The 23,354-nt window shown below is 72.0% G+C and carries 25 protein-coding genes and 4 tRNA genes; 12 read left to right on the forward strand and 17 right to left on the reverse strand.

Annotated elements, in window-relative coordinates; all coding sequences use genetic code 11:
* Window positions 1-35 precede the first annotated feature (35 nt).
* From LBW97_RS00755 to LBW97_RS00785, 7 genes are all read right to left on the reverse strand, one after another.
* Entirely contained in the window at window positions 36-584 is a 549-nt protein-coding gene (locus LBW97_RS00755) for a hypothetical protein (protein ID WP_224497497.1), read from the reverse strand.
* Window positions 585-595: 11 nt separating this feature from the next.
* The gene (locus LBW97_RS00760) at window positions 596-1,807 is read right to left on the reverse strand and encodes a glycosyltransferase family 4 protein (RefSeq protein WP_224497498.1); all 1,212 of its coding nucleotides are present in this window, start codon (window positions 1,805-1,807) and stop codon (window positions 596-598) included.
* A complete protein-coding gene (locus tag LBW97_RS00765) occupies window positions 1,807-2,751 on the reverse strand; it encodes a phosphatidylinositol mannoside acyltransferase (protein WP_224497499.1) in 945 nt (314 codons plus the stop codon). The genes LBW97_RS00760 and LBW97_RS00765 overlap by 1 nt, the downstream gene beginning before the upstream one ends.
* The gene (gene pgsA, locus LBW97_RS00770; RefSeq protein ID WP_224497500.1) at window positions 2,748-3,365 is read right to left on the reverse strand and encodes a phosphatidylinositol phosphate synthase; all 618 of its coding nucleotides are present in this window, start codon (window positions 3,363-3,365) and stop codon (window positions 2,748-2,750) included. Before pgsA ends, LBW97_RS00765 begins: the two co-directional genes overlap by 4 nt.
* Window positions 3,366-3,944, reverse strand: a complete 579-nt coding sequence (locus LBW97_RS00775) for an HIT domain-containing protein (protein WP_224497501.1) — start codon at window positions 3,942-3,944, stop codon at window positions 3,366-3,368.
* Complete coding sequence (gene thrS / locus LBW97_RS00780; RefSeq protein ID WP_224497502.1) at window positions 3,941-6,007, reverse strand: threonine--tRNA ligase; 2,067 nt, start codon at window positions 6,005-6,007, stop codon at window positions 3,941-3,943. Before thrS ends, LBW97_RS00775 begins: the two co-directional genes overlap by 4 nt.
* Window positions 6,008-6,112: 105 nt before the next feature.
* Window positions 6,113-6,658: an MOSC N-terminal beta barrel domain-containing protein gene (locus tag LBW97_RS00785; RefSeq protein WP_224497503.1), complete on the reverse strand. Its 546-nt coding sequence runs from the start codon at window positions 6,656-6,658 to the stop codon at window positions 6,113-6,115.
* 71 nt (window positions 6,659-6,729) lie between these two features.
* On the opposite strand from LBW97_RS00785, the gene LBW97_RS20565 reads away from it, so the two are divergent.
* Window positions 6,730-6,837, forward strand: coding sequence for a putative leader peptide (locus tag LBW97_RS20565; protein ID WP_374489159.1), 108 nt, complete (start codon window positions 6,730-6,732; stop codon window positions 6,835-6,837).
* Window positions 6,838-7,034: 197 nt separating this feature from the next.
* Here LBW97_RS20565 and LBW97_RS00790 read toward each other — a convergent pair whose 3' ends face one another.
* From LBW97_RS00790 to LBW97_RS00815, 6 genes are all read right to left on the reverse strand, one after another.
* A complete protein-coding gene (locus tag LBW97_RS00790) occupies window positions 7,035-7,436 on the reverse strand; it encodes an HNH endonuclease (RefSeq protein WP_224497504.1) in 402 nt (133 codons plus the stop codon).
* Between the two features lie 87 nt (window positions 7,437-7,523).
* Window positions 7,524-8,066: a hypothetical protein gene (locus tag LBW97_RS00795; protein WP_224497505.1), complete on the reverse strand. Its 543-nt coding sequence runs from the start codon at window positions 8,064-8,066 to the stop codon at window positions 7,524-7,526.
* 100 nt (window positions 8,067-8,166) lie between these two features.
* Window positions 8,167-8,238, reverse strand: a tRNA-Val gene (locus tag LBW97_RS00800).
* Window positions 8,239-8,264: 26 nt separating this feature from the next.
* On the reverse strand, window positions 8,265-8,663 hold the full coding sequence (locus LBW97_RS00805) for a TIGR02611 family protein (RefSeq protein ID WP_224497506.1): 399 nt from the start codon (window positions 8,661-8,663) through the stop codon (window positions 8,265-8,267).
* Window positions 8,664-8,752: 89 nt separating this feature from the next.
* Window positions 8,753-9,547 carry an anti-sigma factor domain-containing protein gene (locus LBW97_RS00810; protein WP_224497507.1) on the reverse strand — a complete coding sequence of 265 codons (795 nt, stop codon included), beginning with the start codon at window positions 9,545-9,547 and terminating at the stop codon, window positions 8,753-8,755.
* Window positions 9,544-10,191, reverse strand: coding sequence for a sigma-70 family RNA polymerase sigma factor (locus LBW97_RS00815; RefSeq protein WP_224497508.1), 648 nt, complete (start codon window positions 10,189-10,191; stop codon window positions 9,544-9,546). The genes LBW97_RS00810 and LBW97_RS00815 overlap by 4 nt, the downstream gene beginning before the upstream one ends.
* A gap of 146 nt (window positions 10,192-10,337) precedes the next feature.
* Here LBW97_RS00815 and LBW97_RS00820 point away from each other — a divergent pair, with 146 nt between their 5' ends.
* From LBW97_RS00820 to LBW97_RS00835, 4 genes are all read left to right on the forward strand, one after another.
* Window positions 10,338-10,790 (forward strand): SsgA family sporulation/cell division regulator, encoded by a 453-nt coding sequence (locus LBW97_RS00820; RefSeq protein ID WP_224497509.1) that lies wholly within the window; start codon window positions 10,338-10,340, stop codon window positions 10,788-10,790.
* 95 nt (window positions 10,791-10,885) lie between these two features.
* Window positions 10,886-10,957: transfer RNA gene (locus LBW97_RS00825), tRNA-Gly, on the forward strand.
* Between the two features lie 41 nt (window positions 10,958-10,998).
* Window positions 10,999-11,069: transfer RNA gene (locus LBW97_RS00830), tRNA-Cys, on the forward strand.
* Window positions 11,070-11,121: 52 nt separating this feature from the next.
* Window positions 11,122-11,196 (forward strand) — tRNA-Val (locus LBW97_RS00835).
* A 50-nt stretch (window positions 11,197-11,246) separates the two neighbouring features.
* Here LBW97_RS00835 and coaE read toward each other — a convergent pair.
* On the reverse strand, window positions 11,247-11,843 hold the full coding sequence (coaE, locus tag LBW97_RS00840) for a dephospho-CoA kinase (RefSeq protein WP_224497510.1): 597 nt from the start codon (window positions 11,841-11,843) through the stop codon (window positions 11,247-11,249).
* A 144-nt stretch (window positions 11,844-11,987) separates the two neighbouring features.
* Between coaE and LBW97_RS00845 the strand changes: the two genes are divergently transcribed.
* Complete coding sequence (locus LBW97_RS00845; RefSeq protein WP_224497511.1) at window positions 11,988-12,260, forward strand: hypothetical protein; 273 nt, start codon at window positions 11,988-11,990, stop codon at window positions 12,258-12,260.
* 259 nt (window positions 12,261-12,519) lie between these two features.
* Here LBW97_RS00845 and rpsA read toward each other — a convergent pair whose 3' ends face one another.
* A complete protein-coding gene (rpsA, locus tag LBW97_RS00850) occupies window positions 12,520-13,992 on the reverse strand; it encodes a 30S ribosomal protein S1 (protein WP_224497512.1) in 1,473 nt (490 codons plus the stop codon).
* 218 nt (window positions 13,993-14,210) lie between these two features.
* On the opposite strand from rpsA, the gene LBW97_RS00855 reads away from it, so the two are divergent.
* Window positions 14,211-15,059, forward strand: coding sequence for a class I SAM-dependent methyltransferase (locus LBW97_RS00855; protein WP_224497513.1), 849 nt, complete (start codon window positions 14,211-14,213; stop codon window positions 15,057-15,059).
* A gap of 49 nt (window positions 15,060-15,108) precedes the next feature.
* On the opposite strand, the gene LBW97_RS00860 is transcribed toward LBW97_RS00855, so the two are convergent.
* Together LBW97_RS00860 and polA are read right to left on the reverse strand one after the other, a co-directional pair.
* Window positions 15,109-15,639, reverse strand: a complete 531-nt coding sequence (locus tag LBW97_RS00860) for a GNAT family N-acetyltransferase (RefSeq protein ID WP_224497514.1) — start codon at window positions 15,637-15,639, stop codon at window positions 15,109-15,111.
* A gap of 7 nt (window positions 15,640-15,646) precedes the next feature.
* Window positions 15,647-18,385: a DNA polymerase I gene (gene polA / locus LBW97_RS00865; protein ID WP_224497515.1), complete on the reverse strand. Its 2,739-nt coding sequence runs from the start codon at window positions 18,383-18,385 to the stop codon at window positions 15,647-15,649.
* Window positions 18,386-18,450: 65 nt separating this feature from the next.
* Between polA and LBW97_RS00870 the strand changes: the two genes are divergently transcribed.
* From LBW97_RS00870 to LBW97_RS00890, 5 genes are all read left to right on the forward strand, one after another.
* Window positions 18,451-18,867, forward strand: a complete 417-nt coding sequence (locus LBW97_RS00870) for a PaaI family thioesterase (RefSeq protein WP_224497516.1) — start codon at window positions 18,451-18,453, stop codon at window positions 18,865-18,867.
* Between the two features lie 204 nt (window positions 18,868-19,071).
* The gene (locus tag LBW97_RS00875) at window positions 19,072-20,379 is read left to right on the forward strand and encodes a branched-chain amino acid ABC transporter permease (RefSeq protein ID WP_224497517.1); all 1,308 of its coding nucleotides are present in this window, start codon (window positions 19,072-19,074) and stop codon (window positions 20,377-20,379) included.
* A gap of 3 nt (window positions 20,380-20,382) precedes the next feature.
* Entirely contained in the window at window positions 20,383-21,381 is a 999-nt protein-coding gene (locus tag LBW97_RS00880; protein WP_224497518.1) for a branched-chain amino acid ABC transporter permease, read from the forward strand.
* A complete protein-coding gene (locus tag LBW97_RS00885; protein WP_224497519.1) occupies window positions 21,371-22,375 on the forward strand; it encodes an ABC transporter ATP-binding protein in 1,005 nt (334 codons plus the stop codon). Before LBW97_RS00880 ends, LBW97_RS00885 begins: the two co-directional genes overlap by 11 nt.
* Entirely contained in the window at window positions 22,372-23,223 is an 852-nt protein-coding gene (locus LBW97_RS00890; protein WP_224497520.1) for an ABC transporter ATP-binding protein, read from the forward strand. Before LBW97_RS00885 ends, LBW97_RS00890 begins: the two co-directional genes overlap by 4 nt.
* Window positions 23,224-23,354: the final 131 nt, after the last annotated feature.

Raw genomic sequence — 23,354 nt, forward strand, 5'->3', positions numbered from 1 at the left:
ATCGACAACGTCAGCTGGGCCGAACTGTACGGAGGTCAGCGCGAGGACCGGCCGGCCGGGTCCGCCTCCCGGGTGCCGCCGTCGATGCGGTCGTCGATGTCGAAGTAACGCGGGAGCGGTCGTGAACGGTGCAGCCGCAGCCACCGCGGGAACCGCCGGCCGCGCAGTTCACGGGTGTCCCGGACGGCGTCGTTGTAGAAACGGCGGGCCAGCGCGACGCGGGTGAGCGTGCCGGCGAGGTCGGTCCGCAGCGCGCTCGGAACTCCGGGGAGATCGACCGGCAGCTCGCGCAGCTCCCGCCCCAGGGCGTTCTCCGCCTGCTCCCGGTCCCATCCACGGGCGGCTCGCGCGTGCGCCGCGGAGACCGCCAGCCGCTCGGCCGCATCCCCGCCCAGCGCCGCCGGGTGGTTGCGGGCCAGCTCCTCGGCCAGGCCGACCCGCCGCTGCAGCTGGGCCTCCAGCGCCGCCTCCGCCCGCTGCACACGCAGCGCCAGCCGGCGCAGCCGCGTGAGCGTCCACCCCGCCCAGACGAGCACCAGCAGGAGGACGCCGGCGGCGATCAGCAGCCACATCCCGGTCGTCACGGGGAACGAGGCTAGCGGCGCACCCGCCGGATGCGGGGAGGTCGGGCCGCGGTGCCCGTGGGCGGCACGCCGGGGACGTCGTCCTCCGGGCCCACCGAGACCACTCCCCCGTCGGCCGGCAGCACCGTCTCGTAGACGGCGAGGATCCGCCGCGCGAGCACCTGCCAGTCGTACTGCGCCGCCAGCTCCGAGCCGCGGGCGGCCAGCTCCGCGCGCCGTGCCGGGTCGGCCAGCAGCTGCGACAGCGCCCGGCCCAGCGCCGCCGGGTCGTCCCGCCGCACCACCACGCCGGCCGTGCCGCCGTCGAGGACGCGGACGAAGGCGTCGAGGTCGCTCGCGACGACGGGTGCTCCGGCCGCCATGGCCTCGATGAGGATCACTCCGAAGGACTCGCCCAGCAGGTTGGGCGCGCAGTAGACGTCGACGGTGCGCAGCAGCGCCGCCTTGTCCGCCTCCGTGACCTCGCCCAGCAGCGTGACGTGCGGGTGGAGGTCCTCGCCCACCATCCGCTCCAGCTCGTCGGCGTCGCCCCGCCCGGCGATGACCAGACGCGCGTCGGGGTGGTCCCGCACGACGGCGCGCATCGCCTCCAGCAGCACGGGCAGCCCCTTGCGCGGCTCGTCGAAGCGGCCGACGAAGCCGATGGTCGGGCCGTCCGCGCCCCGCGGGCGCCCGGTGAGCGTGGGGCCCTCGGCGAAGGCCCGGACGTGCACCCCGTTGGGGATGATCACCGCGTCGCCGCCCAGGTGCTCGACCTGCACCCGGCGCGCGAAGTCCGAGACCGCGATCCGCCCGGCGATGCGCTCCAGCCACGGGCGCACGGCCGGCCCGAGCACGACCAGCATCTTCGAGCGGGTGGTGGCGGTGTGGAAGGTCGCCACGATCGGACCGCGGGCGAGCATGCACACCAGCAGCGACACCGACGGCGACGACGGCTCGTGCACGTGGACGACGTCGAAGTGCCCGTCCCGCAGCCATCGCCGCACGCGGGAGGCCGAGACCGGGCCGAACTGCACGCTGGCCATCGAGCCGTTGTACGGCACCGGCACGGTGCGGCCGGCGAAGGTGATGAACGGGTCGGTGATCGACTCCTCGCGCTCGGCGGGGGTGAGCACCTCGACGTGGTGCCCCATCCCGCGCAGCGTCTCGGCCAGGTCGCGCACGTGGTACTGGACGCCCCCGGGGACGTCCCACCGGTACGGGGAGACCAGGCCGATGCGCATCAGGCGGGCTCTCTCGTCGGGGAGCGCGGGGCGTCGGCGGGGACGTCGGCCCAGATGCGGCCGAGCATGTGCCAGTCCTCGGGCCGCTCCGCGATCGACTCCGTGAAGGCGTCGGCGACCGCCTGCATCGCCCGCGGCACGGCGTCCCGAGGGTCGTCGCCCCCCGTCACCGGCACCTCGGGGTGCACCTTCAGCTGCCAGCCGTCATCGGTGAAGCGGCACACGACCGGGTGCAGGGCCGCGCCGGTCTCCACCGCGAGCTGGGCGGCGCCGCCGGGCATCCGTGCGGGCCGGCCGAAGAAGGTCACCGGCACCCCGCCGGACCCGAGGTTGCGGTCGACGAGCAGGCACGCCGAGCCGCCGTCGGCCAGCCAGTCCCGCAGCACCTCGCCGCTCGGCCTCGGTCCGCCGGTGAGCGGCACGACCCGCATGCCGAGCGTCTCGCGGTAGTCGAGGAACCGCCGGTAGAGCGACTCCGGCTTGAGCCGCTCGGCGACGGTCATGAAGGGGCCGCCCAGCCAGTCGACGAACCAGACGCCGGCGGCGTCCCAGTTGCCGCTGTGCGGCAGAGCGAGGATCACTCCCCGCCCGGCGGCCCGGGCCGCCTCCAGGTGCTCGATGCCGGGAACCGTGGTGCCGGCGAGGATCCGCTCGACGCCGAGCGTGGGCAGCCGGAAGGCCTCCTGCCAGTACCGGGCGTAGGAGCGCATGGCCCGGTGGGTGAGCTCGTCGAGCTCCGCCTCGGTCAGCGTGCCGCCGGTGACCACCCGCAGGTTGGCCCGCAGCCGGCGCACGCCGGTCCCCTCGCGACCGGCAGCCCAGTTCCCCGCCCGGTCGAACAGCCTCCGCGCCGCGGCCTCGGGCAGCATGCGCACCGCGCGCCAGCCCGCCGCGTAGCCGGCGTCCGCCGCACGGGCGAGCAGCCGCTCGCGCGCGCCGCTCACGGGTCGATCCGCGCGCCGGCCGCGGACCGCTTCACCGCCAGGACCCGCTGGGCCACCGTGATCGCGCTGCCGGCCAGCAGCACCCACAGCGCGACGTGCACCGCGTACGGGATGCCCAGGCCGGTGAACCCGGTGCCGACGAGCACCAGGATCAGCCGCTCGGTGCGCTCGACGACGCCCACGTTGCAGTCCAGGCCCATGCCCTCGGCGCGGGCCTTGATGTAGGAGGTGACCACGCCCAGGACCAGGCACAGCAGGGCGAGCAGCACCAGCATCCGGTTGTCGCCCTCGCCGGAGTACCACCAGATGAGGGCCCCGAAGATCGCCGCGTCCGCCAGTCGGTCGCCGGTGGAGTCCAGAACGGCGCCGAAGACGGACCCGCCCCCGCGCAGCCGGGCGAGCGCGCCGTCGAGCATGTCCAGCAGCACGAAGACGGTGACCGCGAACGCGCCCCAGAACAGGTGCCCGGTGGCGATGAGCGCCGCCGACGCCGCCACCGCACCGACGGTCCCGGTGATCGTCACCATGTCGGGGGTGACCCCGAGCCGGGCCAGCCGGGTGACGATCGGGTTCACCACCTTGGCCACGGCGGGACGGGCGTTGACGCCGAGCACTCAGGCCTCCTTCACCGGTGCGGCGGACGACGTCCAGGCCTCGGCGAGCAGGTCGCGGGTCTCGCGCAGCACCTGCGGCAGCACGCGGGTGAGCCCCACGACCGGCATGAAGTTCGTGTCGCCGCCCCAGCGGGGAACTGTGTGCTGGTGCAGGTGGTCGGCGATGCCGGCACCGGCGACCGCGCCCTGGTTCATGCCGATGTTGAAGCCGTGCGCCCCGGCGACGGCGCGGATCGAGCGCATCGCCGTCTGGGTGAAGGCGCCGAGCTCGGCGACCTCCTCGGGCGTGAGGTCGGTGTAGTCGGGCACGTGCCGGTAGGGCACCAGCATCAGGTGCCCGGCGTTGTACGGGTACAGGTTGAGGACGGCGAAGACCGTCGTCCCCCGCGCGACGATCAGGCCGTCCTCGTCGCTCATCGTCGGGATGACGCAGAACGGGCAGTCGTGGGCACCGGTGGGCTTGCCCTCACCCCGGATGTAGGCCATCCGGTAGGGCGTCCAGAGATGCTCGAAGGCGCGGCCGGGGCCGCCGTCGTCGGAGGAGACGGCGACCCGGTAGGGCTCGTTCGGCTCGCTCATCCGGGGACCGCCGCGTTTCCGGCCACCGCGTTCCCCGGCGCCGCGTTCTCCGCCGTCGGGTCGGCGTTGTTGCGGGCCGCGACCCAGGCGGCGATCTCCTCGACGGCGACGTCGACCGGCACCCCGTTGCGCTGGCTGCCGTCGCGGAAGCGGAAGGAGACCGCACCCGCCTCGGCGTCGGTCGCGCCGGCGATCAGAACGAACGGCACCTTCTGCTTGCTGGCGGTGCGGATCTTCTTCTGCATCCGGTCGTCGGAGTCGTCCAGCTCGAACCGCAGGCCGCGGGCCTTGAGCTTCAGGGCGACGTCGCGCAGGTAGGGCACCTGCTCGTCGGTGATCGGGATGCCGACGGCCTGGACCGGCGCCAGCCAGGCCGGGAAGGCGCCGGCGTAGTGCTCGGTGAGCACGCCGAAGAACCGCTCGATCGAGCCGAACTTGGCCGAGTGGATCATCACCGGCTGCTGGCGGGTGCCGTCGGCGGCGCTGAACTCCAGGCCGAAGCGGGCAGGCTGGTTGAAGTCGTACTGGATGGTCGACATCTGCCAGGTGCGGCCGATCGCGTCGCGCGCCTGCACGGAGATCTTGGGGCCGTAGAACGCCGCGCCACCGGGGTCGGGGACGAGCTCCAGGCCGGTCTCGCGCGCAGCCTCCTCGAGGACGGCGGTGGCTGTCGCCCACTCCTCCTCGGAGCCGATGAACTTCGACTGCTTCTCCGGGTCGTCGCCCCGGGTGGAGAGCTCGAGGTAGTAGTCGTCCAGGCCGAAGTCGCGCAGCAGGCTGAGCACGAAGTTCAGCAGGTGCCGGATCTCGCCGGGCGCCTGCTCCGGGGTGACGTAGCTGTGCGAGTCGTCCTGGGTGAGGCCGCGCACGCGGGTCAGGCCGTGCACGACGCCGGACTTCTCGTAGCGGTAGACGGTGCCGAACTCGAAGAAGCGCAGCGGCAGCTCTCGGTAGGACCGCCCGCGCGACCGGAAGATCAGGTTGTGCATCGGGCAGTTCATGGCCTTGAGCCGGTACTCGCTGTTCTCCAGCTCCATGCCGGGGAACATCGTGTCCGCGTAGTACGGCAGGTGGCCCGAGGTCTCGAACAGCCCGCTCTTGGAGATGTGCGGGGTGCCGACGTAGTCGAAGCCCTCCTCGATGTGGCGGGCGCGGACGTAGTCCTCCATCTCCCGCTTCACCACACCGCCCTTGGGGTGGAACACGACCAGGCCGGAGCCGATCTCGTCGGGGAAGCTGAACAGGTCCAGCTCGGCGCCGAGGCGGCGGTGGTCGCGGCGCTCGGCCTCGGCGAGCTGCTCCAGGTAGGCCTTGTGCGCGTCCTTGCTCTCCCAGGCGGTGCCGTAGACCCGCTGCAGCTGCGGGTTCTTCTCGCTGCCGCGCCAGTACGCGGCGGCCGAGCGGGTGAGGCTGAACGCCGGGATGTTCGAGGTGCGCGGCAGGTGCGGGCCGCGACAGAGGTCGGTCCAGATGCGGTCACCGGTGCGGGCGTCGAGGTTGTCGTACATGGTCAGCTGCGCGCCGCCCACCTCGACGTCTGCGCCTTCGGCGTCGCCCGCCCCGCCCTTGAGCCCGATCAGCTCGAGCTTGAACGGCTCGTGCGCCAGCTCCGCCTGCGCGTCGGCGTCGCTGATCTCGCGGCGGGCGAAGTGCTGCCCGGCCCGCACGATCTCGGTCATCTTCTTCTCGAGGGCCTGGAGGTCCTCGGGGGTGAAGGGGCGCTCCGGGTCGAAGTCGTAGTAGAAGCCGTTCTCGACCGGCGGGCCGATGCCCAGCCGGGTGCCCGGGAAGAGCTCCTGCACGGCCTGGGCCAGCACGTGGGCGGCGGAGTGCCGGATGACCGCGCGGCCGTCGGCGCTGGCCGCGGGAACCGGCTCCACCTCGGTGTCGGCGTCGGGGGTCCAGGCCAGGTCCTTGAGGTCGCCGGAGGCCGGGTCGCGGACGACGACGGCACCATCGGGCCCCTTGAGCGGAACCCCCGCGTCCTTGAGGGCCTGCTGCGCCGTCGTCCCGGCCGGCACCCGGATCGGGGTGACGGCGGTCGGCGAAGGCGGGGTGGACACGGGAACTCCCAGGGGTCGGCACGGCATCGGGGCGCCCGGCCGAGGCCGGTCACCGGCCCCCGAGCCTAGTGCGCGTGCCCGTCCGCCCCCGAGACGTCGCCCGGACTAGAGCCGGACGGCGTCCCCGACGGTGATCTCCCCCGGTCGCCGCACCTCGGCGTAGACGCCCAGGCAGTGCTTCGGCGTGCGGGTGACGTGCAGTTCGGCGTCCCCGATGCGGACGGTCCGCCCCACCCACGTGCGCTCGTCGCCGTCGGGCAGGTCCAGGAGCACGTTGGCGCGCGGGTCGTCGGCGGAGCAGCCCTCGGGGACGTCACCGGCCGACGCGCGGTCGATCGCCTGTCGGGAGACCAGGTGCACCGCCGCGGCGTCGACCTGCGGGCTGTCGCTCGCGGCCAGCCTGACGGGCCGGCCGAGCACCTCGCTGAGGGTGCGGGCGTCGGCCTCGCTGTCGCCGGTGGCCGCCACCTGGTGCAGCTCCGGCGTCGTCTTCACCGTGACCCGCTCCCCCGTGTCGGCCTCGACGACCGAGTACGCCCGGTCACCGCGCAGTCCGGCCGGCTCCACCACGGCGACCGGAACGCTTCGCCCGGCCAGGGACTTCACGGGGAACACCGAGATCGAGGCCACCGAGGCCACCACGTCGCTCACTTCCGCCACGCTACGCGGGCCCGGCGGAGACGATCTGACACCAAACCGATCGACCCAGAAGACTGCGCCGCATGACGGGATCCCGGTCGGTCGGCGCCTCGCTGACCCGCCGTCGGCACGTCGACCTGGTCCGGGTCGGCAGCGCGATCTGTCCGCGCCCCCGCACGGCGCGGCGCTGACGCCCCGGGGTCCACGCTCGGCGCCGCGCTCCCTCGCGCGCCCCTCCCCTCTCCGGCCGCACCCCGTGCTGTGCCGGTTCCCCCTCGTGCCCTGGAGCCGTCTCGTCCCACGCCCCGACCCTGTCCCCGCCCGCCGACCCCGTCGCCGCCCGCTCACCGCCCACTGGTTCCTGCCGACCTACGGCGACTATGAGCGGTCAGCCCGCCGCTCGCCCGGCTGCGCCGCCCGACCGGCGGCGCAGCCGGCGCAGCTGGGCATCCAGGTAGGGACGCGCGCGACGCTGCCCACCGGCGGTCCCGATCGCGTCGGACAACGCGGCCAGCGTGCGGCCCAGGCGGTTCTCGTCGGCCGGCCAGCCGCGACGCAGGCACTCCTCCAGCCACTCGACCGGGGTGCGGTGACCGCGCTCGGCGTTGCAGCGGCGGCAGGCGGCCACCTCGTTGGTCAGCCAGGACGGCCCGCCCTTCACGCGCGGGACGACGTGCTCCGTCGTCGCCCGAACGAGTCCGGAGAACTCCCGTCCGCACCACACGCAGGTGCGGCCGTCCCGGTCGAGGATCCGCTCCAGCCGGGCTGCTCGGTCGGGTTGGGCGCTCACCGCTGCCATGGTCCCCCCGGCGCCGGGATCACGCCGTGGCGACCGCGTCCGCTTCGGCTTCGCCGCGACCGGCAGCGGCGCCTCGGGTCACCGGGAGCCTTCTCCTCGACGTGCGGACCGCGTCGCCACAGCGGCGAGGAGCACGAGGACGCCGAGCAGCAGGCCTCCTGTCCACACACCGCCGGCGAACTCGGAGGTGTACCCGTCGAGAGTGATCAGGCTGAGCTCGTCCCGCTCGACTCCGTAGCCCTCGAAGGGCTCGCGATCAGTCGCATTGCTCTCGGAGACGGTCAGCGAGATGCTGCCTCCTGCCGTCCCCGGTTCGGGGCTCGACTGCTGCACGCGCACGACTTCCGTGAACCACAGCGCGAGCCCGACGGAGGCGAGGACGAGGGCCACCACGGCGCCACCGGTCCGGTGCCCGACCACCACGGCCGCGACACCGGCAACGACCCCGAGCACGACAGCGGCCGACCAGACGGTCGACGAGCCCCAGGCGCCGGCGCTCAGCACGCCGGTCTCACCCCAGCTGGTCGCGACCGTGCGCCTGAACCATGGCAGCCAGCTCGCAGCCGCGAGCAGCAGGGCTGTGACGCCGAAGGCGACGGGGAACGATCGGGCTCGGCCCATGTCCGCACCCTAGCGAGGCGAGTACGGGTGGATGTGGGGCGCGAACACGAGAAGGGCCAGGTCTCCCCATCCCTGGGGTGGACCTGGCCCTTCGCGAACGTGGGCGATACTGGGTTCGAACCAGTGACCTCTTCGGTGTGAACGAAGCGCTCTACCACTGAGCCAATCGCCCGTTGCGCGACTGATTGTGCCAGACGCTCACCGCCAGAGCGGCACCCACCCCGGCACCCAGTCGGGCACTCCCATGATGTGCAGCGTGACCACCAGGACGCCGTAGACGAAGGCCGCCGTCGCCAGCCCGATGAGCAGGCGCACCCACACCGGCTGATCGCCCAGCCAGTCGGTCCACCGCTTGACGTGGTGCTTCGTGAACTCCAGCAGGCGCTCGGCCCACGTGAACTCCGTCGCCAGCACGAACAGCCCGGCGATGACGGTGAGCCAACCGGGCCCCGGCAGCGGAATGGTGGCCAGTCCGACGGCGACCACGAGGCCGCCGACGATGCCCACGCCGACGCGGTAGCTGTGGTTCAGGCTCCGGGTGGACGCCAGCCGGCGACGCCACCGGGCCTCGGCCACGCGCTCGCGCAGGCTGTGCACCTCGTCGGCGTCGTACCGTGCCCGACGCTCGTCGGAGGTCTCCCCGCGCGTGGAACCGCCCGTGGCTGCCGCCGTCGTGTCTGATCCGCTCAGCTGTCCACCTGCCCGGTCGCGACGACCCCCGTCGGAGCCGACGGGGCCTGCCGACCGGGCTCGATGCTGATCCCGTATCCAGGGAACTGGTCGAGTCCGGTCGACCCGGAGCCTACGGTTTCCACCGCGATCTGTGACCGTTCGACGTCGAACGTGCCCAACGGGGTCGGCTCGCCCCTGCCGAGGCCCCACAGGACATAGGTCTCCGTGGACACGTCGTTGCGGTCGAGGCCGTGGGTGACCACGTGCACGACGTCGTCGCGGGCCACGAGGGTGCCCACCCGCCGATCGTCGTCGGTGAGGGGGACGACGGTGGACCGTCCCGGCTCGGTCAGCTGGGCCACGACCTCCTCCTGCGCGGCCAGCGTGGACTGCAGCTCCTCGCGGGACTGGCTGAGCACGGCCGTCCACGCTCCCAGTCCCAGGACGGCGGCGGCAGCCGCGGCCACCAGCACACGGCTCAGGGGGCGCCTGCGCGCGAGCCGCGAGGGGACCGGAGCCGGCCCGGTCAGCTCCGTATCGCTCGTCGGCGCCGGCCGGGGCGCCTCCGGCGCAGGGAGCTGCTCGGTCGTCTCGACGGCGGCGCGCAGGCGGGAGCGGAGCTCCGGCGACGGCTCGGCCGAGGGCAGGTCCCGTGCCATGGCGGCCATGACCTCGGCGGTCTCGGACACCGTCCGGACGCAGCGCTCGCAGCCGGCCAGGTGCCGGGCGAACGCCGCTTCGTCGTCGGGCTCCAGCGCATGCAGAGCCCAGCCCACCGCCAGCTCGTCGAAGGCGTGTTCCCCGGTCATCGTGCCGTCCCGTCCAGGGGCGCACTGTCGTCCAGCGCGCTCCCGCTCTGCCCCGACAGCCCACCGAGCTCGCTCTTGAGCTTGCGCATGCCGGCCAACATCCGTGTCTTCACAGTTCCCAGCGGTGTGCCGGTGAGAGCGGCCACCTCCCGCTGGGTGTACCCGCCGTAGTAGGCCAGCGTCAGAGCCTCGCGCTGCGCCATGGGCAGCACGCCGAGGGCGGAGCGGACCTGGTCGGCCACGACCCGCGACCACGCGTCGTCCTCGACGTCGCGGGTGGCGGTCGGCGCGTCCAGCACCGCCTCGTCCTCCGCCCGGGCCTGCCGGCGGCGCTGGGACTCCTCCCGGCGCACGGCGTCGACGGCCTTGTGGTGGACGACGGCCAGCAGCCACGAGGCGAAGCTGCCCCGGGCGTCGTCATAGGCCCACGGGTCTCGCCAGACCCCGAGGAAGACGTCCTGCAGCACGTCCTCGGCGAGGCCGTCGTCGGTGAGGATGCGACGGGCCAGGGCGAAGACCGGGCGGCGGAAGCGTTCGTACAGCTCGTCGACGGCGTTCCGTTCGCCCGCACGGATGCGCTGGAGGAGCTCGACGTCGCCGACGCCGTCCTCCGATCGGCGCACCGGTCGACTCACGGCTCCCATCGTCACATGGAGCGTTCGCACCGTCGCCCCCCTGCGGTTCAGTGTGCCGAATCCGCGGTTCCGCGAGGCCCCTGTGACTGGTGGGACGGACGGGGCGAAACGGTTGGCAGGACGTCACTTTTCGAGGCGTGCGTCGTTGACCGGACATGACGAGCCGATGGACCCCCGGTCACATCACCCCCATCACTCTTCACCTGGTCGGCCCGCAGTCGTGGACCGAGGTCCCCGCGCTGCTCTGCTACGACCCCTCGGACCCGTTCGCGGTCCGCATCGCCTTCGGCGAGGTGGGTGAGCAGGACGACGAGGAGGGCATCGCCTGGCTGGTGGGCCGCGAGCTGCTGCAGGCAGGTCTGGAGCACCCCACCGGCGACGGCGACGTGCGCATCTGGCCGGCCCAGGCGAGCACCGACGTCCTGTTCCTCCACCTGCGCGCTCCCTCGGGCGAGGCGCTGTTCGAGCTCTCCCGCGCGACGGTCGCCGCCTTCCTGCGGCACACCGAGGCGCTGGTGCCGGCCGGTTCGGAGAGCGCGCTGCTCCGCCTGGACCAGGAGCTCGACGCCCTGCTGTCCAACGGCGGACCGGACTCGCCGGGCCGCTGACCTGCGGAAACGCACCCGCGGCGCCCTCCGGAGGGGGCGGGGAGACCCCCCCTTAAAACCCCCTCCGGGCGTCGGTTAAAGTTCTTTCTCGTAGCGCGGATGTGGCTCAGTGGTAGAGCATCACCTTGCCAAGGTGAGGGTCGCGGGTTCGAATCCCGTCATCCGCTCGGAACCTCGGGGGCCGGTCGAGAGACCGGCTCCCGCGTGCGGTGGAGTGGCCGAGAGGCGAGGCAACGGCCTGCAAAGCCGTCTACACGGGTTCAAATCCCGTCTCCACCTCGTCTCCTCCGGAGTACGAGCGCGGAGGAGGGTCCGGTCGCGAGGCCGGAAGGGGCGATTGGCGCAGCGGTAGCGCGCTTCCCTGACACGGAAGAGGTCACTGGTTCGATCCCAGTATCGCCCACCACGAAGAGCCCCAGGTCTGATGACCTGGGGCTCTTGTCATACCGGGGACCGTCAGCCCGCGGTCGGTGACACCCGCTCCGCCCAGAGCCGCTCCACCTGCTCGGCGAGCTGCTCCTGCGTGCCACTGTTGTCGACGACGACGTCGGCGACGGCGCGACGCTGCTCGTCGGTGGCCTGGGCCGCGATGCGAGCGCGCGCATCCGCCTCGGAGAGGCCACGACCGATCAGCCGGCTCACCCGGGTCTCCGGATCGGCCTCCACGACGACCACCAGGTCGTAGGAGCCTGCCTGGCCGGTCTCCACGAGGAGCGGGACGTCGTTGACCACCACCGCGTCCGGCGGGACGGCGGAGACCAGCTCCGCGGACCGCTTCCGCACGAGCGGGTGAACGATCGCGTCCAGCCGCCCGCGCGCCGCGTCGTCGGCGAAGACGATCGCGGCCAGGACGGCGCGGTCGAGAGCACCCTCCGACGTCAGCACCTCGGGCCCGAATTCCGTCACGACGGCTGCGAGCCCAGGGGTTCCCGGTTCGAGCACCTCGCGCGCGATGCGGTCGGCGTCGACGACGGTCGCGCCCCGCGCGGCCAGGAGGGCGGACACCGTGCTCTTGCCCGAGCCGATGCCTCCGGTGAGTCCGATCTTCAGCACGTACGGACAGTAGCGACCGAGCCGCGAAGATCACGGAGCGGTAACACGAGCCCCACACACCCGGCGCGTCGCAGTAGTCACACGAGTCCCACCCTTAACGTTCCCCCTGGCGATCTTCCCCGCCGAGAGAGGCAGAACGAGAACATGTCCGGACACACGCACGCTGCATCCACGACGACCCGCGCCGCCCGCCGTGGCGCCGGCCGCCACCGCCTCGGCACCGCCACCGGTGTGCGCTGCGCCGACATCCCGGCGGTCCGCGACCGGATGCAGTTCCAGCGGCCGGCCGTCGCCCACCGCGGCTCGCTGCTGCGCTGGATGTTCTCCACGCCCACCACGGGGCGCCACACCTGGAGCTTCCTCGCCGGTTCCGGCGGCCGCCCCCGCACCGCGTTCGCCATCATCCTCAGCCTCTGATCCGCCTCCGTCCTCGCGGACGGGACGCTGTCGAGGGACTCCGGGGCAGCCGCGCCGCACACGCGCGCGTCCCGTCCGAAGTCGCACTCCGTCCGGCGGGCGCTCGCCCTGCCCGTACGAAGGGCCCGTGGACGTCACCGTCCACGGGCCCTTCGTCGTCGGTGCGGCGGCTCGTGCTGCTCCCGGGAACGACAGAGGCCCAGGACCCGTGCGGGTCCTGGGCCTCCGACGTGCAGAGCTAGCGGGTCAGACCCTCAGGTCACTCGCCGCCGGCCAGCTTGGCACGGAGCGCCGCGAGCGCCTCGTCGCTGGCCAGCGTGCCGCCACCGCTGGCGGCCGGGGCGTCCGGGCCGGCAGCGTCGTCGCTGGAGTAGCTGCCACCGGCCGCCGCCTCGGCGTCGGCCTCCTTGGCGGCCGCGATCTGCTTGCGGTGCGCCTCGAAGCGGGCCTGGGCCTCGGCGTACTGCCGCTCCCAGGTCTCGCGAGCCTCGTCGTAGCCCTCGAGCCACTCGCCGGTCTCCGGGTCGAAGCCCTCGGGGTAGATGTAGTTGCCCTCGGCGTCGTAGGACGCGGACATGCCGTAGGCGGCCGGGTCGAACTGGTCCTCTTCGCCGACGACGCCCTCATTGGCCTGCTTGAGCGAGAGCGAGATGCGACGACGGTCGAGGTCGATGTCGATGACCTTGACGAGGATCTCGTCGCCGACCTGCACGACCTGCTCCGGGATCTCCACGTGGCGCTCGGCCAGCTCGGAGATGTGGACCAGGCCCTCGATGCCCTCGTCGACGCGCACGAACGCACCGAAGGGAACGAGCTTGGTGACCTTGCCGGGGACGACCTGCCCGATCTGGTGGGTCCGGGCGAACTGACGCCACGGGTCCTCCTGCGTCGCCTTCAGCGACAGGGAGACCCGCTCGCGGTCCAGGTCGACGTCGAGGACCTCGACGGTGACCTCCTGGCCCACCTCGACGACCTCGGACGGGTGGTCGATGTGCTTCCAGGACAGCTCGGAGACGTGCACGAGGCCGTCCACGCCGCCCAGGTCGACGAACGCACCGAAGTTGACGATCGAGGAGACGACACCCGAGCGCACCTGGCCCTTGGCGAGCTTGTTGAGGAACTCGCTGCGGACCTCGGACTGGGTCTGCTCCAGCCACTGACGACGGGAGAGCACGACGTTGTTGCGGTTCTTGTCGAGCTCGATGATCTTCGCCTCGAGCTCGCGGCCCACGTAGGGCTGGAGGTCGCGGACGCGGCGCATCTCGACCAGCGAGGCCGGGAGGAACCCGCGGAGGCCGATGTCCAGGATGAGACCACCCTTGACGACCTCGATGACGGTGCCGGTGACGACCTCGTCGGCTTCCTTCTTGGCCTCGATCGTGCCCCAGGCGCGCTCGTACTGCGCGCGCTTCTTGGACAGGATCAGACGGCCTTCCTTGTCCTCCTTCTGGAGAACAAGCGCTTCCACCTCGTCGCCGACCTTGACGACCTCGTTCGGGTCGACGTCGTGCTTGATGGACAGCTCGCGCGAGGGGATGACGCCCTCGGTCTTGTAGCCGATGTCCAGCAGCACCTCGTCCCGGTCGACCTTGACGATGACGCCCTCGACGATGTCGCCATCGTTGAAGTACTTGATCGTCAGATCGATGGCGGCGAGGAAGTCCTCGGCCGTACCGATGTCGTTGATGGCGACCTGGGGGGTGCTGGAAGGACGGACCTGAGTGGAGGTCATGTGGTTGGTAGCTCCGGACGGGGAATGCGTAGGGACAGGACACCCGCGGCCGCACGACCACGGGGAAGAACAGCGGGAAGAGCCGGCGCGGGCCACCCACGCGAACGGGCGGAACTCGTCAGACTTCTGGCGCCCCTCCATGGTACGGACGCCGAGACGGCCCGGTCCACCTGGGTGGACCCGCTGATCGACCGGCGGCGTGTCACGATCGGCGTGTCATGACCTCCACCCCGCCGTCGTCGTCCCTGCCGCTCGCGAGCGACGGCTATCCCGTCGCCGGCGGGGTAGCCCGCCGGCCCGCCGGGGCCGAGGAATCGGTGCGCGCCAACCGGGCCTGGTGGGACGCCGCGGCACCGGCCTACCTCTCCGAGCACGGGTCCGACCTGGGCGACGCCGACTTCCTCTGGTGCCCCGAGGGGCTGCGCGAGGCCGACGCCCACCTGCTCGGCGACGTCGCCGGCCGGCGGGTGCTCGAGATCGGCTGCGGCTCCGCGCCGTGCTCGCGCTGGCTGCGCACCGCCGGGGCCGACGCCGTGGCGCTGGACCTGTCCGGCGGCATGCTGGCCCGGGCCGCGGAGCTGAACCGGTCCACCGGCGTCGACGTCCCGCTCCTGCAGGCCGACGCCGGCGCGCTGCCCCTGGCCGACGCGAGCATCGACCTCGCCTGCTCGGCGTTCGGCGGACTCCCGTTCGTGGCCGACGTCGAGGGTGCGCTCCGGGAAGTCGCCCGGGTGCTGCGGCCCGGCGGGCGGTTCGTGGCGTCGGTGAACCACCCGATGCGCTGGCCGTTCCCGGACTCCCCCGACCCCGAGGACCTGCGGATCGTCTCCTCCTACTTCGACCGCACGCCCTACGTGGAGACCGACGAGGCCGGACGCACGGTCTACGTGGAGCACCACCGCACGGTCGGCGACTGGGTCCGCGCCGTCGTGGGGGCCGGCCTCGTGCTCGAGGACCTGGTCGAGCCCGAGTGGACGCCGGGCCGCACGGAGAACTGGGGTCAGTGGTCCCCGGAGCGGGGTGAGCTCGTCCCGGGCACGTTGATCCTGGTCTGCACCCGACCCTGAAGCTCAGGTAGAGCGTTCATGTCGGTCGTCGCTACAGCCGCCCGCGCTGTCACCAGAGGTCGCCGGTCCGCCAGTCGCAGGTGAGCTCGCCGGTGACGTCGAGCTCCGCTACGGCCGGCAGGACGAAGACCGCGTCGTCGTCCTCCGCGGTGCGGATCCGGCCTGCCGGCGTGAGCGCCCAGGCGGTTCCCTGCCAGCGCAGCCAGCCGCGCGCCCGGTAGAGAGCGGCGCCGTCCTCGGTCGCGCTGAGCGCACCGGCGTCGTACTCGCGGCGCACGACGTCCTCGAGCTCCGCCATCACCGCCGAGCCCAGTCCGCGACGGCGCTCGGCCGGGTGGACCGCCACCGCCTCGACGTAGCCGACCCGCAGCGGACGGCCGGCGTGCAGGAACGACCGCGGCACCAGAGCGCCGTGCGCGACGAGCCGGCTGTCGTTCCGGACCAGCGCGTGGACGCCGCCGAGCGCGTGCCGCCAGTCGTCGTCGCCGAAGCGCTCTCCACGGAACGCCGCGTCGAGCAGCCGGCGCACCTCCGCGAGCGCGCCGGCGTCCAGCTGTGCCGTGCGCAGCAGCGCCATCATCCAGCCCTCAGTGGGCGGCCTCGTCCCAGGTCCGGCCGAAGCCGACCGAGACCTCGAGCGGAACGGACAGCTCGGCGGCGCCAGCCATCTCGCGCCGCACGAGGGTCTCCAGGACGTCCCTCTCCCCCGGGGCCACCTCGAGCACGAGTTCGTCGTGCACCTGCAGCAGCATGCGCGACTTCAGGCCCTCGGCCACGATCGCCTTCTCCACGTCGAGCATCGCGACCTTGATGACGTCGGCCGCCGAACCCTGGATGGGCGCGTTGAGGGCCATGCGCTCGGCCATCTGCCGCCGCTGTCCGTTGTCGCTGGTGAGGTCGGGCAGGTAGCGCCGCCGGCCGAGCGTCGTCTCGGTGTAGCCGGTCTGCCGGGCCTCGCCGACGACGCCGTCGAGGTAGTCGCGGATGCCGCCGAAGCGCTCGAAGTAGGCGTGCATCTGCTCCCGCGCCTCCTCGACGGAGATGCGCAGCTGCCCGGAGAGCCCGTAGGCGCTCAATCCGTAGGCCAGTCCGTAGCTCATCGCCTTGATCCGGCGACGCATCTCCGGGTCGACCTCTTCGATCGGGATGCCGAAGGCCCGCGCCGCGACGAACGTGTGCAGGTCCTCCCCCGACATGAACGCCTCGATGAGGCCCGCGTCGCCGGAGAGGTGGGCCATGATCCGCATCTCGATCTGGCTGTAGTCCGCCGTCATCAGCGACTCGTAGCCCTGCCCCACCACGAACGCCTGCCGGATGCGACGGCCCTCCGCGCTGCGGATCGGGATGTTCTGCAGGTTCGGATCGGTCGAGGAGAGCCGGCCGGTCGCCGCGATCGTCTGCTGGAACGTGGTGTGGATGCGGCCGCCGTCGTCCACCATCGGGATGAGCCCGTCGATGACCGTGCGCAGCCGGGTGACGTCGCGGTGGCGGAGCAGGTGCTCCATGAACGGGTGCCCGGTCTGCTCGAACAGCCAGGTGAGCGCGTCGGCGTCGGTGGTGTAGCCGGTCTTGTTCTTCTTCGTCTTGGGCAGTCCCAGCTCGTCGAAGATGACCGCCTGCAGCTGCTTCGGGGAACCGAGGTTCACCTCGCGTCCGATGACGGCGTAGCACTCGGCGGCAGCCGCGGCGACGGCGTCGGCGAACTCCTTCTGCAGCTCCTGCAGGAAGTCCACGTCCGTGGCGATGCCGCGGTACTCCATCGAGGCGAGCACCCGCGTGAGCGGCAGCTCGATGCCGCCGAGCAGGTGCGCCCCGCCCTTCTGGCCGAGCACCTGCTCGAGGGCGTCGGAGAGGTCGTTGACCGCCACGGCCTTGAGGACGTCGGCCTTCGCGGCCTCGGCGGCGACGTCGTCGTCGCTCGGGCCGAGCCCGTCGAGGGTCAGCTGCCCCTCGGGCTCCGCGGCGTCCTTGAGCTCGCGGCGCAGGTACCGCACGGCGAGGTCGCCGAGGTCGAAGGAGCGCTGCCCCGGCAGGGCCAGGTAGGCGGCGAGGGCGGTGTCGCTGGCCACGCCGGCCAGCTCCCAGCCGCGGGCCCAGATCGCCAGCAGCGGGCCCTTGACCTCGTGCACGACCTTGGGCCGGTCGGCGTCGGCGAGCCAGGCGGCCAGCGCCTGCTCGTCGGCGACGTCCAGGTCCGGGCCGAGGTCGACGAACGCGGTGTGGTCGTCGGCAGCCGCGAGCGCCAGGCCGGTGAGCTCGCCGGTGCCACGACCCCAGGTGCCGCGGAAGATCACGCCGGTGTGCCCGGTGCGGGCGTGCGCGTCCAGCCAGGCTCCGAGGTCGCCGGGAGCCACCTGGTCGACGGTGACGTCGAAGCCGCCCTCGACCTCGGGCTCTGCGCTGGTGAGCGTGGAGAACAGCCGGTCGCGGAGCACCCGGAACTGCAGGTTGTCGAAGAGGGTGTGCACCTCGTTGCGGTCCCACGCCTGGACGGCGAGGTCCTGCGGGCCCAGCTCCAGCGGCACCGCGCGGTCGAGCTCGGTGAGCCGGCGGTTCTGCAGCACGGAGGAGAGGTGCTCGCGCAGCTTCTCCCCCACCTTGCCCTTGACGGTGTCGACCTGGTCGACGAGCGCGTCGAGGTTGCCGTACTCGCGGATCCACTTCGCGGCGGTCTTCTCGCCGACGCTGGGGATGCTCGGCAGGTTGTCGCTCGGGTCGCCCCGCAGCGCGGCGAAGTCGGGGTACTGCGCCGGCGTGAGGTTGTACTTCGCCTCCACCTCCTCCGGCGTGAAGCGGGTCATCTCCGAGACACCCTTGCGCGGGTAGAGCACCGTCACGTGCTCGTTGACCAGCTGGAGCGCGTCGCGGTCACCGGTGGCGATCAGCACGTCCATGCCCTGCTCGACGGCCTGGACGGTGAGCGTGGCGATGACGTCGTCGGCCTCGTAGCCCTCGGCGGTGATGACCGGCACGCGCAGCGCCCCCAGCACCTCCTGCACGAGGCTCACCTGGCCGCGGAAGTCCGTCGGGCTCTCCGCGCGGTTGGCCTTGTACTCGGCGTAGATCTCGCTGCGGAACGTCTTGCGGCCCACGTCGAAGGCGACGGCGAGGTGACTGGGCTTCTCGTCCCGCAGGATGTTGATCAGCATCGAGGTGAAGCCGTAGACGGCGTTCGTCGGCTGTCCCGTGGTGGTGGAGAAGTTCTCGACCGGCAGCGCGAAGAAGGCGCGGTAGGCCAGTGAGTGCCCGTCCAGGAGCAGCAGCCGCGGGCGCACCCCGGAGGTCGTGGGGGCGGTGGACACGGGGGCGGAGACGGGAGCGGACATCGCCGCCGATCGTAAGTGCAGCCGCCGACACCCGGGACGCCCCGGGCGATGGCTACGGTGCGGGAATGAGCACTCCTCCCCCGGCCTGGCTGCCCGACGGCGTGAGCAGCCCTCTCGACGACAAGCTGGGCGTCCAGATCACCGACTGGAATCCGGACCGGATGGTCGCGACCATGCCCGTCGCCGGCAACGAGCAGCCGTTCGGCCTCCTGCACGGCGGCGCCACCTGCACGCTGGTCGAGACGATCGGCTCCATGGCGGCCGCGATCGGCGCCGGCCCCGACAAGCAGGTCGTGGGCATCGAGCTCAACGCCAGCTACATCCGCGCCGCGACCGCCGGAACGGTGACCGCCGTCTGCACCCCCGTCCGGCGGGGTCGCACCCTCTCCACGTTCGTCATCGACATCACCGACGACCAGGGCCGACAGACCGCGACGGCCCGGCTGACCTGCATGACGCTGAACACCCGGAAGAGCGACTGAGCTCCGCGCAGGACCGGGGAACGGTCCCCGCGATCGCCCGCCGGACCGGCCTCCCACCTGCTGGGATCACCGCTGCGAGCCGGTCGATGGCGGAGCGTGACGCCTCCGGCGTGTCGCGGAAAGGTCACAGCTCAGCACGCGGCAACAGCACCGACACAGAACCGGGTTAGGGTCCGACCTCAACAAATCCGTCTGGGAGGTCGAGTGACGCACGCGGGAAACCGTGCCCGCCGGCATGGTCGTCGAGCGGGAACCCCCGTCGTCGTCCGACTGCTGCTGGTCCTGACGTTCGGGCTCGGCCTGGCCGCGCTGACGCCGGGCATCGCCTCGGCCGAGGGCGAGCAGGTCGCCGGCACGCTGCAGACCAGCCGGAGCGGCCCGATCGAGGGCATCGGCGTCACGGTCACCACGACCGCCGGTGAGGACGTCGACGAGGTCGAGACCGACGAGGACGGCCGCTGGGCGGTGGACCTCCCCGGTGCCGGTCAGTACACCGTCTCGATCGACGCCGACGACCTGCCCGACGGCGTCGAGCTCGCCGGCGAGGCCAGCCGCACCGTCACGGTCGACGACGGCCGGCGCCAGGCGGTCATCATCGGTCTCGAGGACGGCAGCCGCGGCTCCGGCGGCGGCAACATCCAGGCCGTCCAGCTCCTCGTCGACGGCATCCGCTTCGGTCTGCTGATCGCGATGGCCGCCGTCGGCCTCTCGCTGATCTTCGGCACCACGGGGCTGACCAACTTCGCGCACGGCGAGCTGGTCACGATCGGCGCGGTCGCCGGCTGGTACATCAACGTCTCCGGCGGCGTGAACCTGATCGTCGCGACCGTCCTGGCGATGGTCGTCGGCGCCGCGGTCGGGGCGCTGAACGAGCTGGCGCTCTGGCGGCCGCTGCGGCGGCGTGGCACGGGCCTGATCGCCGCGCTGGTGGTCTCGATCGGCCTGTCGCTGCTGCTGCGGTACCTGATCCAGATCGTCTACGGCGGCCGGTCGAGCCCCTACCAGGGCTTCTCGGGAGGGCGCGCCGTCGACTACGGCCCCTTCACGATGACCAACGCCGACCTCGCCTCGGTGATCATCTCGATCGTCGTCCTCGTCCTCGTGGCCGTCATGCTGCAGCGGACGAAGATCGGCAAGGCCATGCGCGCCGTGTCCGACAACCGCGACCTCGCGGCGTCGTCGGGCATCGACGTGAACCGCGTCATCCTGGTCGTGTGGATGATGGGTGGCGCGCTCGCCGCACTGGGCGGCGTGCTGCTCGGCCTGTCCGACCAGGTGCAGTGGGACATGGGCTTCCGCCTGCTGCTCCTGATGTTCGCCGGTGTCACCCTGGGTGGCCTCGGCACCGCGTACGGCGCCCTCGTGGGCAGCCTGATCGTGGGTGTGTTCGTGCAGATGTCGACTCTCGTCATCCCGAATGACGTGAAGTACGTCGGAGGGCTGCTGCTCTTGATCGTCATCCTCGTCATCCGACCCCAGGGCATCCTGGGCAGCCGCGCACGGATCGGCTGACCCATGGCCGACCTCCTCAACGCCCTGGCCGTCGCGGGCAAGTCCGCGCTCGGGTTCCAGGCGATCTTCTTCGCGCTGCTGGCCATCGGCATCAACGTGCAGTTCGGCTACGCCGGCCTGCTGAACTTCGGCCAGATCGCCTTCGCGATGCTCGGCGGGTTCGGCATCGCCATCTCGGTCAGCAAGTGGGGCCTGCCCTTCTGGGTGGGCGTGCTGGTCGGCCTGGCGGCCGCCGTCGTGCTGGCCCTGCTCCTGGGTCTGCCGACGCTCCGGCTGCGCGCGGACTACCTGGCGATCGCGACGATCGCGACCGCCGAGGGCCTCCGCCTCTTGTTCCGCTCGGTATCGGCGACGCCGGTCACCAACGGAACCCGTGGCCTGTCGGCCTTCAACACCGACTTCATCGCGCTGGCGCCGTGGAACACCTCCCAGCGCTACTCGATCCTCGGGACCAGCTGGTCCGGTGGCGAGCTGTGGGTCGCGCTGGTCGGCTGGATCCTGGTGATCCTCGGCAGCCTGCTGGTCTTCGCGCTCATGCGCAGCCCCTGGGGCCGCGTGCTCAAGTCCATCCGCGAGGACGAGGACGCCGTCCGCGCGCTGGGCAAGAACGTCTACGTCTACAAGATGCAGGCGCTCGTGCTCGGCGGCATCTTCGGCGCCCTCGGCGGCATGGTCTACGCGGTGGGCACCGGCTCGGCCGTGCCGGACCAGTACCAGAACGCCAACACGTTCCTGGCCTACGCCGCACTGATCCTCGGCGGAGCGGCGCGGGTCCTCGGCCCCGTGATCGGCTCCATGATCCTGCTGTTCATCCTGCAGTTCGCCGACACCGGCCTGCGGCTGCTGATCAGCAACGGGATCATCCCCGAGGACCTGCTGTCCTCCACCGACGTCGCGCAGATCCGCTTCGTCCTCGTCGGACTCGGGCTCATGCTGCTGCTGATCTTCCGCCCTCAGGGCATCTTCGGGGACCGACGAGAGGTGATGCTCGATGCCCGCTGACCTTCCACCGCACGGTGCGACGGCCTCCGGCGCCGGCACGACCGGGGCCGCTCCCCAGCGACTGGCCCAGGCGGCGCTGCGCGACCTCCCCTGGGAGGTCGGCGTGCCCAAGCCCGACGCTGCCGTGGTCGTCGACGGCGTCACCCGCACGTTCGGCGGTCTGACCGCGGTCTCGGTGGACCACCTGGAGATCCAGCGCGGTGGCATCACCGGGCTGATCGGGCCGAACGGCGCCGGCAAGACGACGCTGTTCAACCTGCTCACCGGCTTCGACCAGCCGGACACCGGCACCTGGTCGTTCAACGGCCAGTCACTGGGCAAGATGTCGCCGCACCAGGTCGCCCGGCTCGGCGTCGTCCGCACCTTCCAGCTCACCAAGGCGCTCTCCCGGCTCACCGTGCTGCAGAACATGCTGCTCGGCGCGCAGGGCCAGCGCGGTGAGAGCTTCTTCCGCGCCCTGGTGCCCGGCACCTGGCGGGCGCAGGAGAAGGCGAACACCGAGAAGGCGATGGACCTGCTCCAGCGGTTCAAGCTCGATGCCAAGAAGGACGATTTCGCCGGCATCCTCTCCGGCGGGCAGCGCAAGCTGCTGGAGATGGCGCGGGCCCTGATGAGCGACCCGCAGGTCGTCATGCTCGACGAGCCGATGGCCGGCGTGAACCCCGCGCTCACCCAGAGCCTGCTCGGCCACGTCAAGGACCTCCGCGAGGAGGGGATGACGGTGATCTTCGTCGAGCACGACATGGACGTCGTCCGCGACATCAGCGACTGGGTCGTGGTCATGTCCGCGGGCAAGATCATCGCCGAGGGCCCGCCCGAGTCGATCAGCCAGAACCAGGCAGTCGTGGACGCCTACCTCGGCGCCCACCACGACGCCCCGCTCACCGTCGAGGACGAGGACCGGGTGCTGGCCGAGGTCGAGGCGGAGATCGCCCGCGAGGAGCACCGGGACACCCCGGGCTCCGCCGACAGCAGCAAGGGGACGGGCCGATGAGCGAGCCGGTGTTCGAGGTCGACGAGACGGGCGAGGAGGTCACCCGCGCCGACCTGGCGGAGAGCGCCGAGCTCTCCCCCGCGGAGAAGGCCGCGACCCGCGAGGAGCATGTGCGGCTCGCCGAGGGCGCCCTCGTGCGCGCCGACGACCTGATCGCCGGCTACGTGCCGGGCGTGAACATCCTCCGTGGCTGCGACTTCTACCTGCAGGAGGGCGAGCTCGTCGGCATCATCGGCCCGAACGGCGCCGGCAAGTCGACGCTGCTCAAGGCGCTCTTCGGGCTCATCCCGGTGCGGTCGGGTGCGGTGACCCTGCGCGGCGAGAACATCACCTCGGCGCCCGCACACCGGCTCGTGTCGCTCGGCGTCGGGTACGTCCCCCAGAACAACAACGTGTTCCCCTCCCTCACGCTCGAGGAGAACATGCAGATGGGCGTCTACCTGCGGCCGAAGACCTTCAAGGAGCGCTTCGACTACGTCGTCGACCTCTTCCCGCTGCTGGGCGAGCGGCGCAAGGCCAAGGCGGGCACCCTCTCCGGCGGTGAGCGGCAGATGGTCGCCATGGGCCGGGCGCTGATGATGGACCCGTCGGTGCTGCTGCTCGACGAGCCGTCGGCGGGCCTCTCCCCCGCCTACCAGGACGAGGTCTTCATCCGCTGCCGCCGGATCAACGCCACCGGCGTCTCGATCATCATGGTCGAGCAGAACGCCCGCCGGTGCCTGCAGATCTGCGACCGCGGCTACGTGCTCGACCAGGGGCGGAACGCCTACACCGACACCGGGGCGTCGCTGATGAACGACCCGAAGGTCATCGAGCTCTACCTGGGCACGCTGGCCAAGGCCCAGTAGGCCCCCCTTCGTCCCCTCGCAGCGCCGGTCCCCTTCCAGGGGGCCGGCGCTGCGGCGTTCGAGGGTGTCCGCCGGCGACGTCGGCGTGAAGCGTCCGCTGGGGACCGGCTCATGGCGTCGTCCTCACCTCC

Source organism: Blastococcus sp. LR1, assembly GCF_020166105.1.
GTDB lineage: Bacteria > Actinomycetota > Actinomycetes > Mycobacteriales > Geodermatophilaceae > Blastococcus.

Bases quoted from the DNA above. Each gene is read 5' to 3' on its own strand.
- LBW97_RS00760 (WP_224497498.1), bottom strand. From the start codon at position 1,807: ATGCGCATCGGCCTGGTCTCCCCGTACCGGTGGGACGTCCCCGGGGGC.
- LBW97_RS00820 (WP_224497509.1), top strand. From the start codon at position 10,338: ATGACGAGCCGATGGACCCCCGGTCACATCACCCCCATCACTCTTCAC.
- LBW97_RS00885 (WP_224497519.1), top strand. From the start codon at position 21,371: ATGCCCGCTGACCTTCCACCGCACGGTGCGACGGCCTCCGGCGCCGGC.
- LBW97_RS20565 (WP_374489159.1), top strand. From the start codon at position 6,730: ATGACGGGATCCCGGTCGGTCGGCGCCTCGCTGACCCGCCGTCGGCAC.
- LBW97_RS00775 (WP_224497501.1), bottom strand. From the start codon at position 3,944: ATGAGCGAGCCGAACGAGCCCTACCGGGTCGCCGTCTCCTCCGACGAC.
- polA (WP_224497515.1), bottom strand. From the start codon at position 18,385: ATGTCCGCTCCCGTCTCCGCCCCCGTGTCCACCGCCCCCACGACCTCC.
- rpsA (WP_224497512.1), bottom strand. From the start codon at position 13,992: ATGACCTCCACTCAGGTCCGTCCTTCCAGCACCCCCCAGGTCGCCATC.
- LBW97_RS00810 (WP_224497507.1), bottom strand. From the start codon at position 9,547: ATGACCGGGGAACACGCCTTCGACGAGCTGGCGGTGGGCTGGGCTCTG.
- LBW97_RS00795 (WP_224497505.1), bottom strand. From the start codon at position 8,066: ATGGGCCGAGCCCGATCGTTCCCCGTCGCCTTCGGCGTCACAGCCCTG.
- LBW97_RS00815 (WP_224497508.1), bottom strand. From the start codon at position 10,191: ATGGGAGCCGTGAGTCGACCGGTGCGCCGATCGGAGGACGGCGTCGGC.
- LBW97_RS00860 (WP_224497514.1), bottom strand. From the start codon at position 15,639: ATGATGGCGCTGCTGCGCACGGCACAGCTGGACGCCGGCGCGCTCGCG.
- LBW97_RS00890 (WP_224497520.1), top strand. From the start codon at position 22,372: ATGAGCGAGCCGGTGTTCGAGGTCGACGAGACGGGCGAGGAGGTCACC.
- LBW97_RS00880 (WP_224497518.1), top strand. From the start codon at position 20,383: ATGGCCGACCTCCTCAACGCCCTGGCCGTCGCGGGCAAGTCCGCGCTC.
- LBW97_RS00870 (WP_224497516.1), top strand. From the start codon at position 18,451: ATGAGCACTCCTCCCCCGGCCTGGCTGCCCGACGGCGTGAGCAGCCCT.
- LBW97_RS00855 (WP_224497513.1), top strand. From the start codon at position 14,211: ATGACCTCCACCCCGCCGTCGTCGTCCCTGCCGCTCGCGAGCGACGGC.
- LBW97_RS00845 (WP_224497511.1), top strand. From the start codon at position 11,988: ATGTCCGGACACACGCACGCTGCATCCACGACGACCCGCGCCGCCCGC.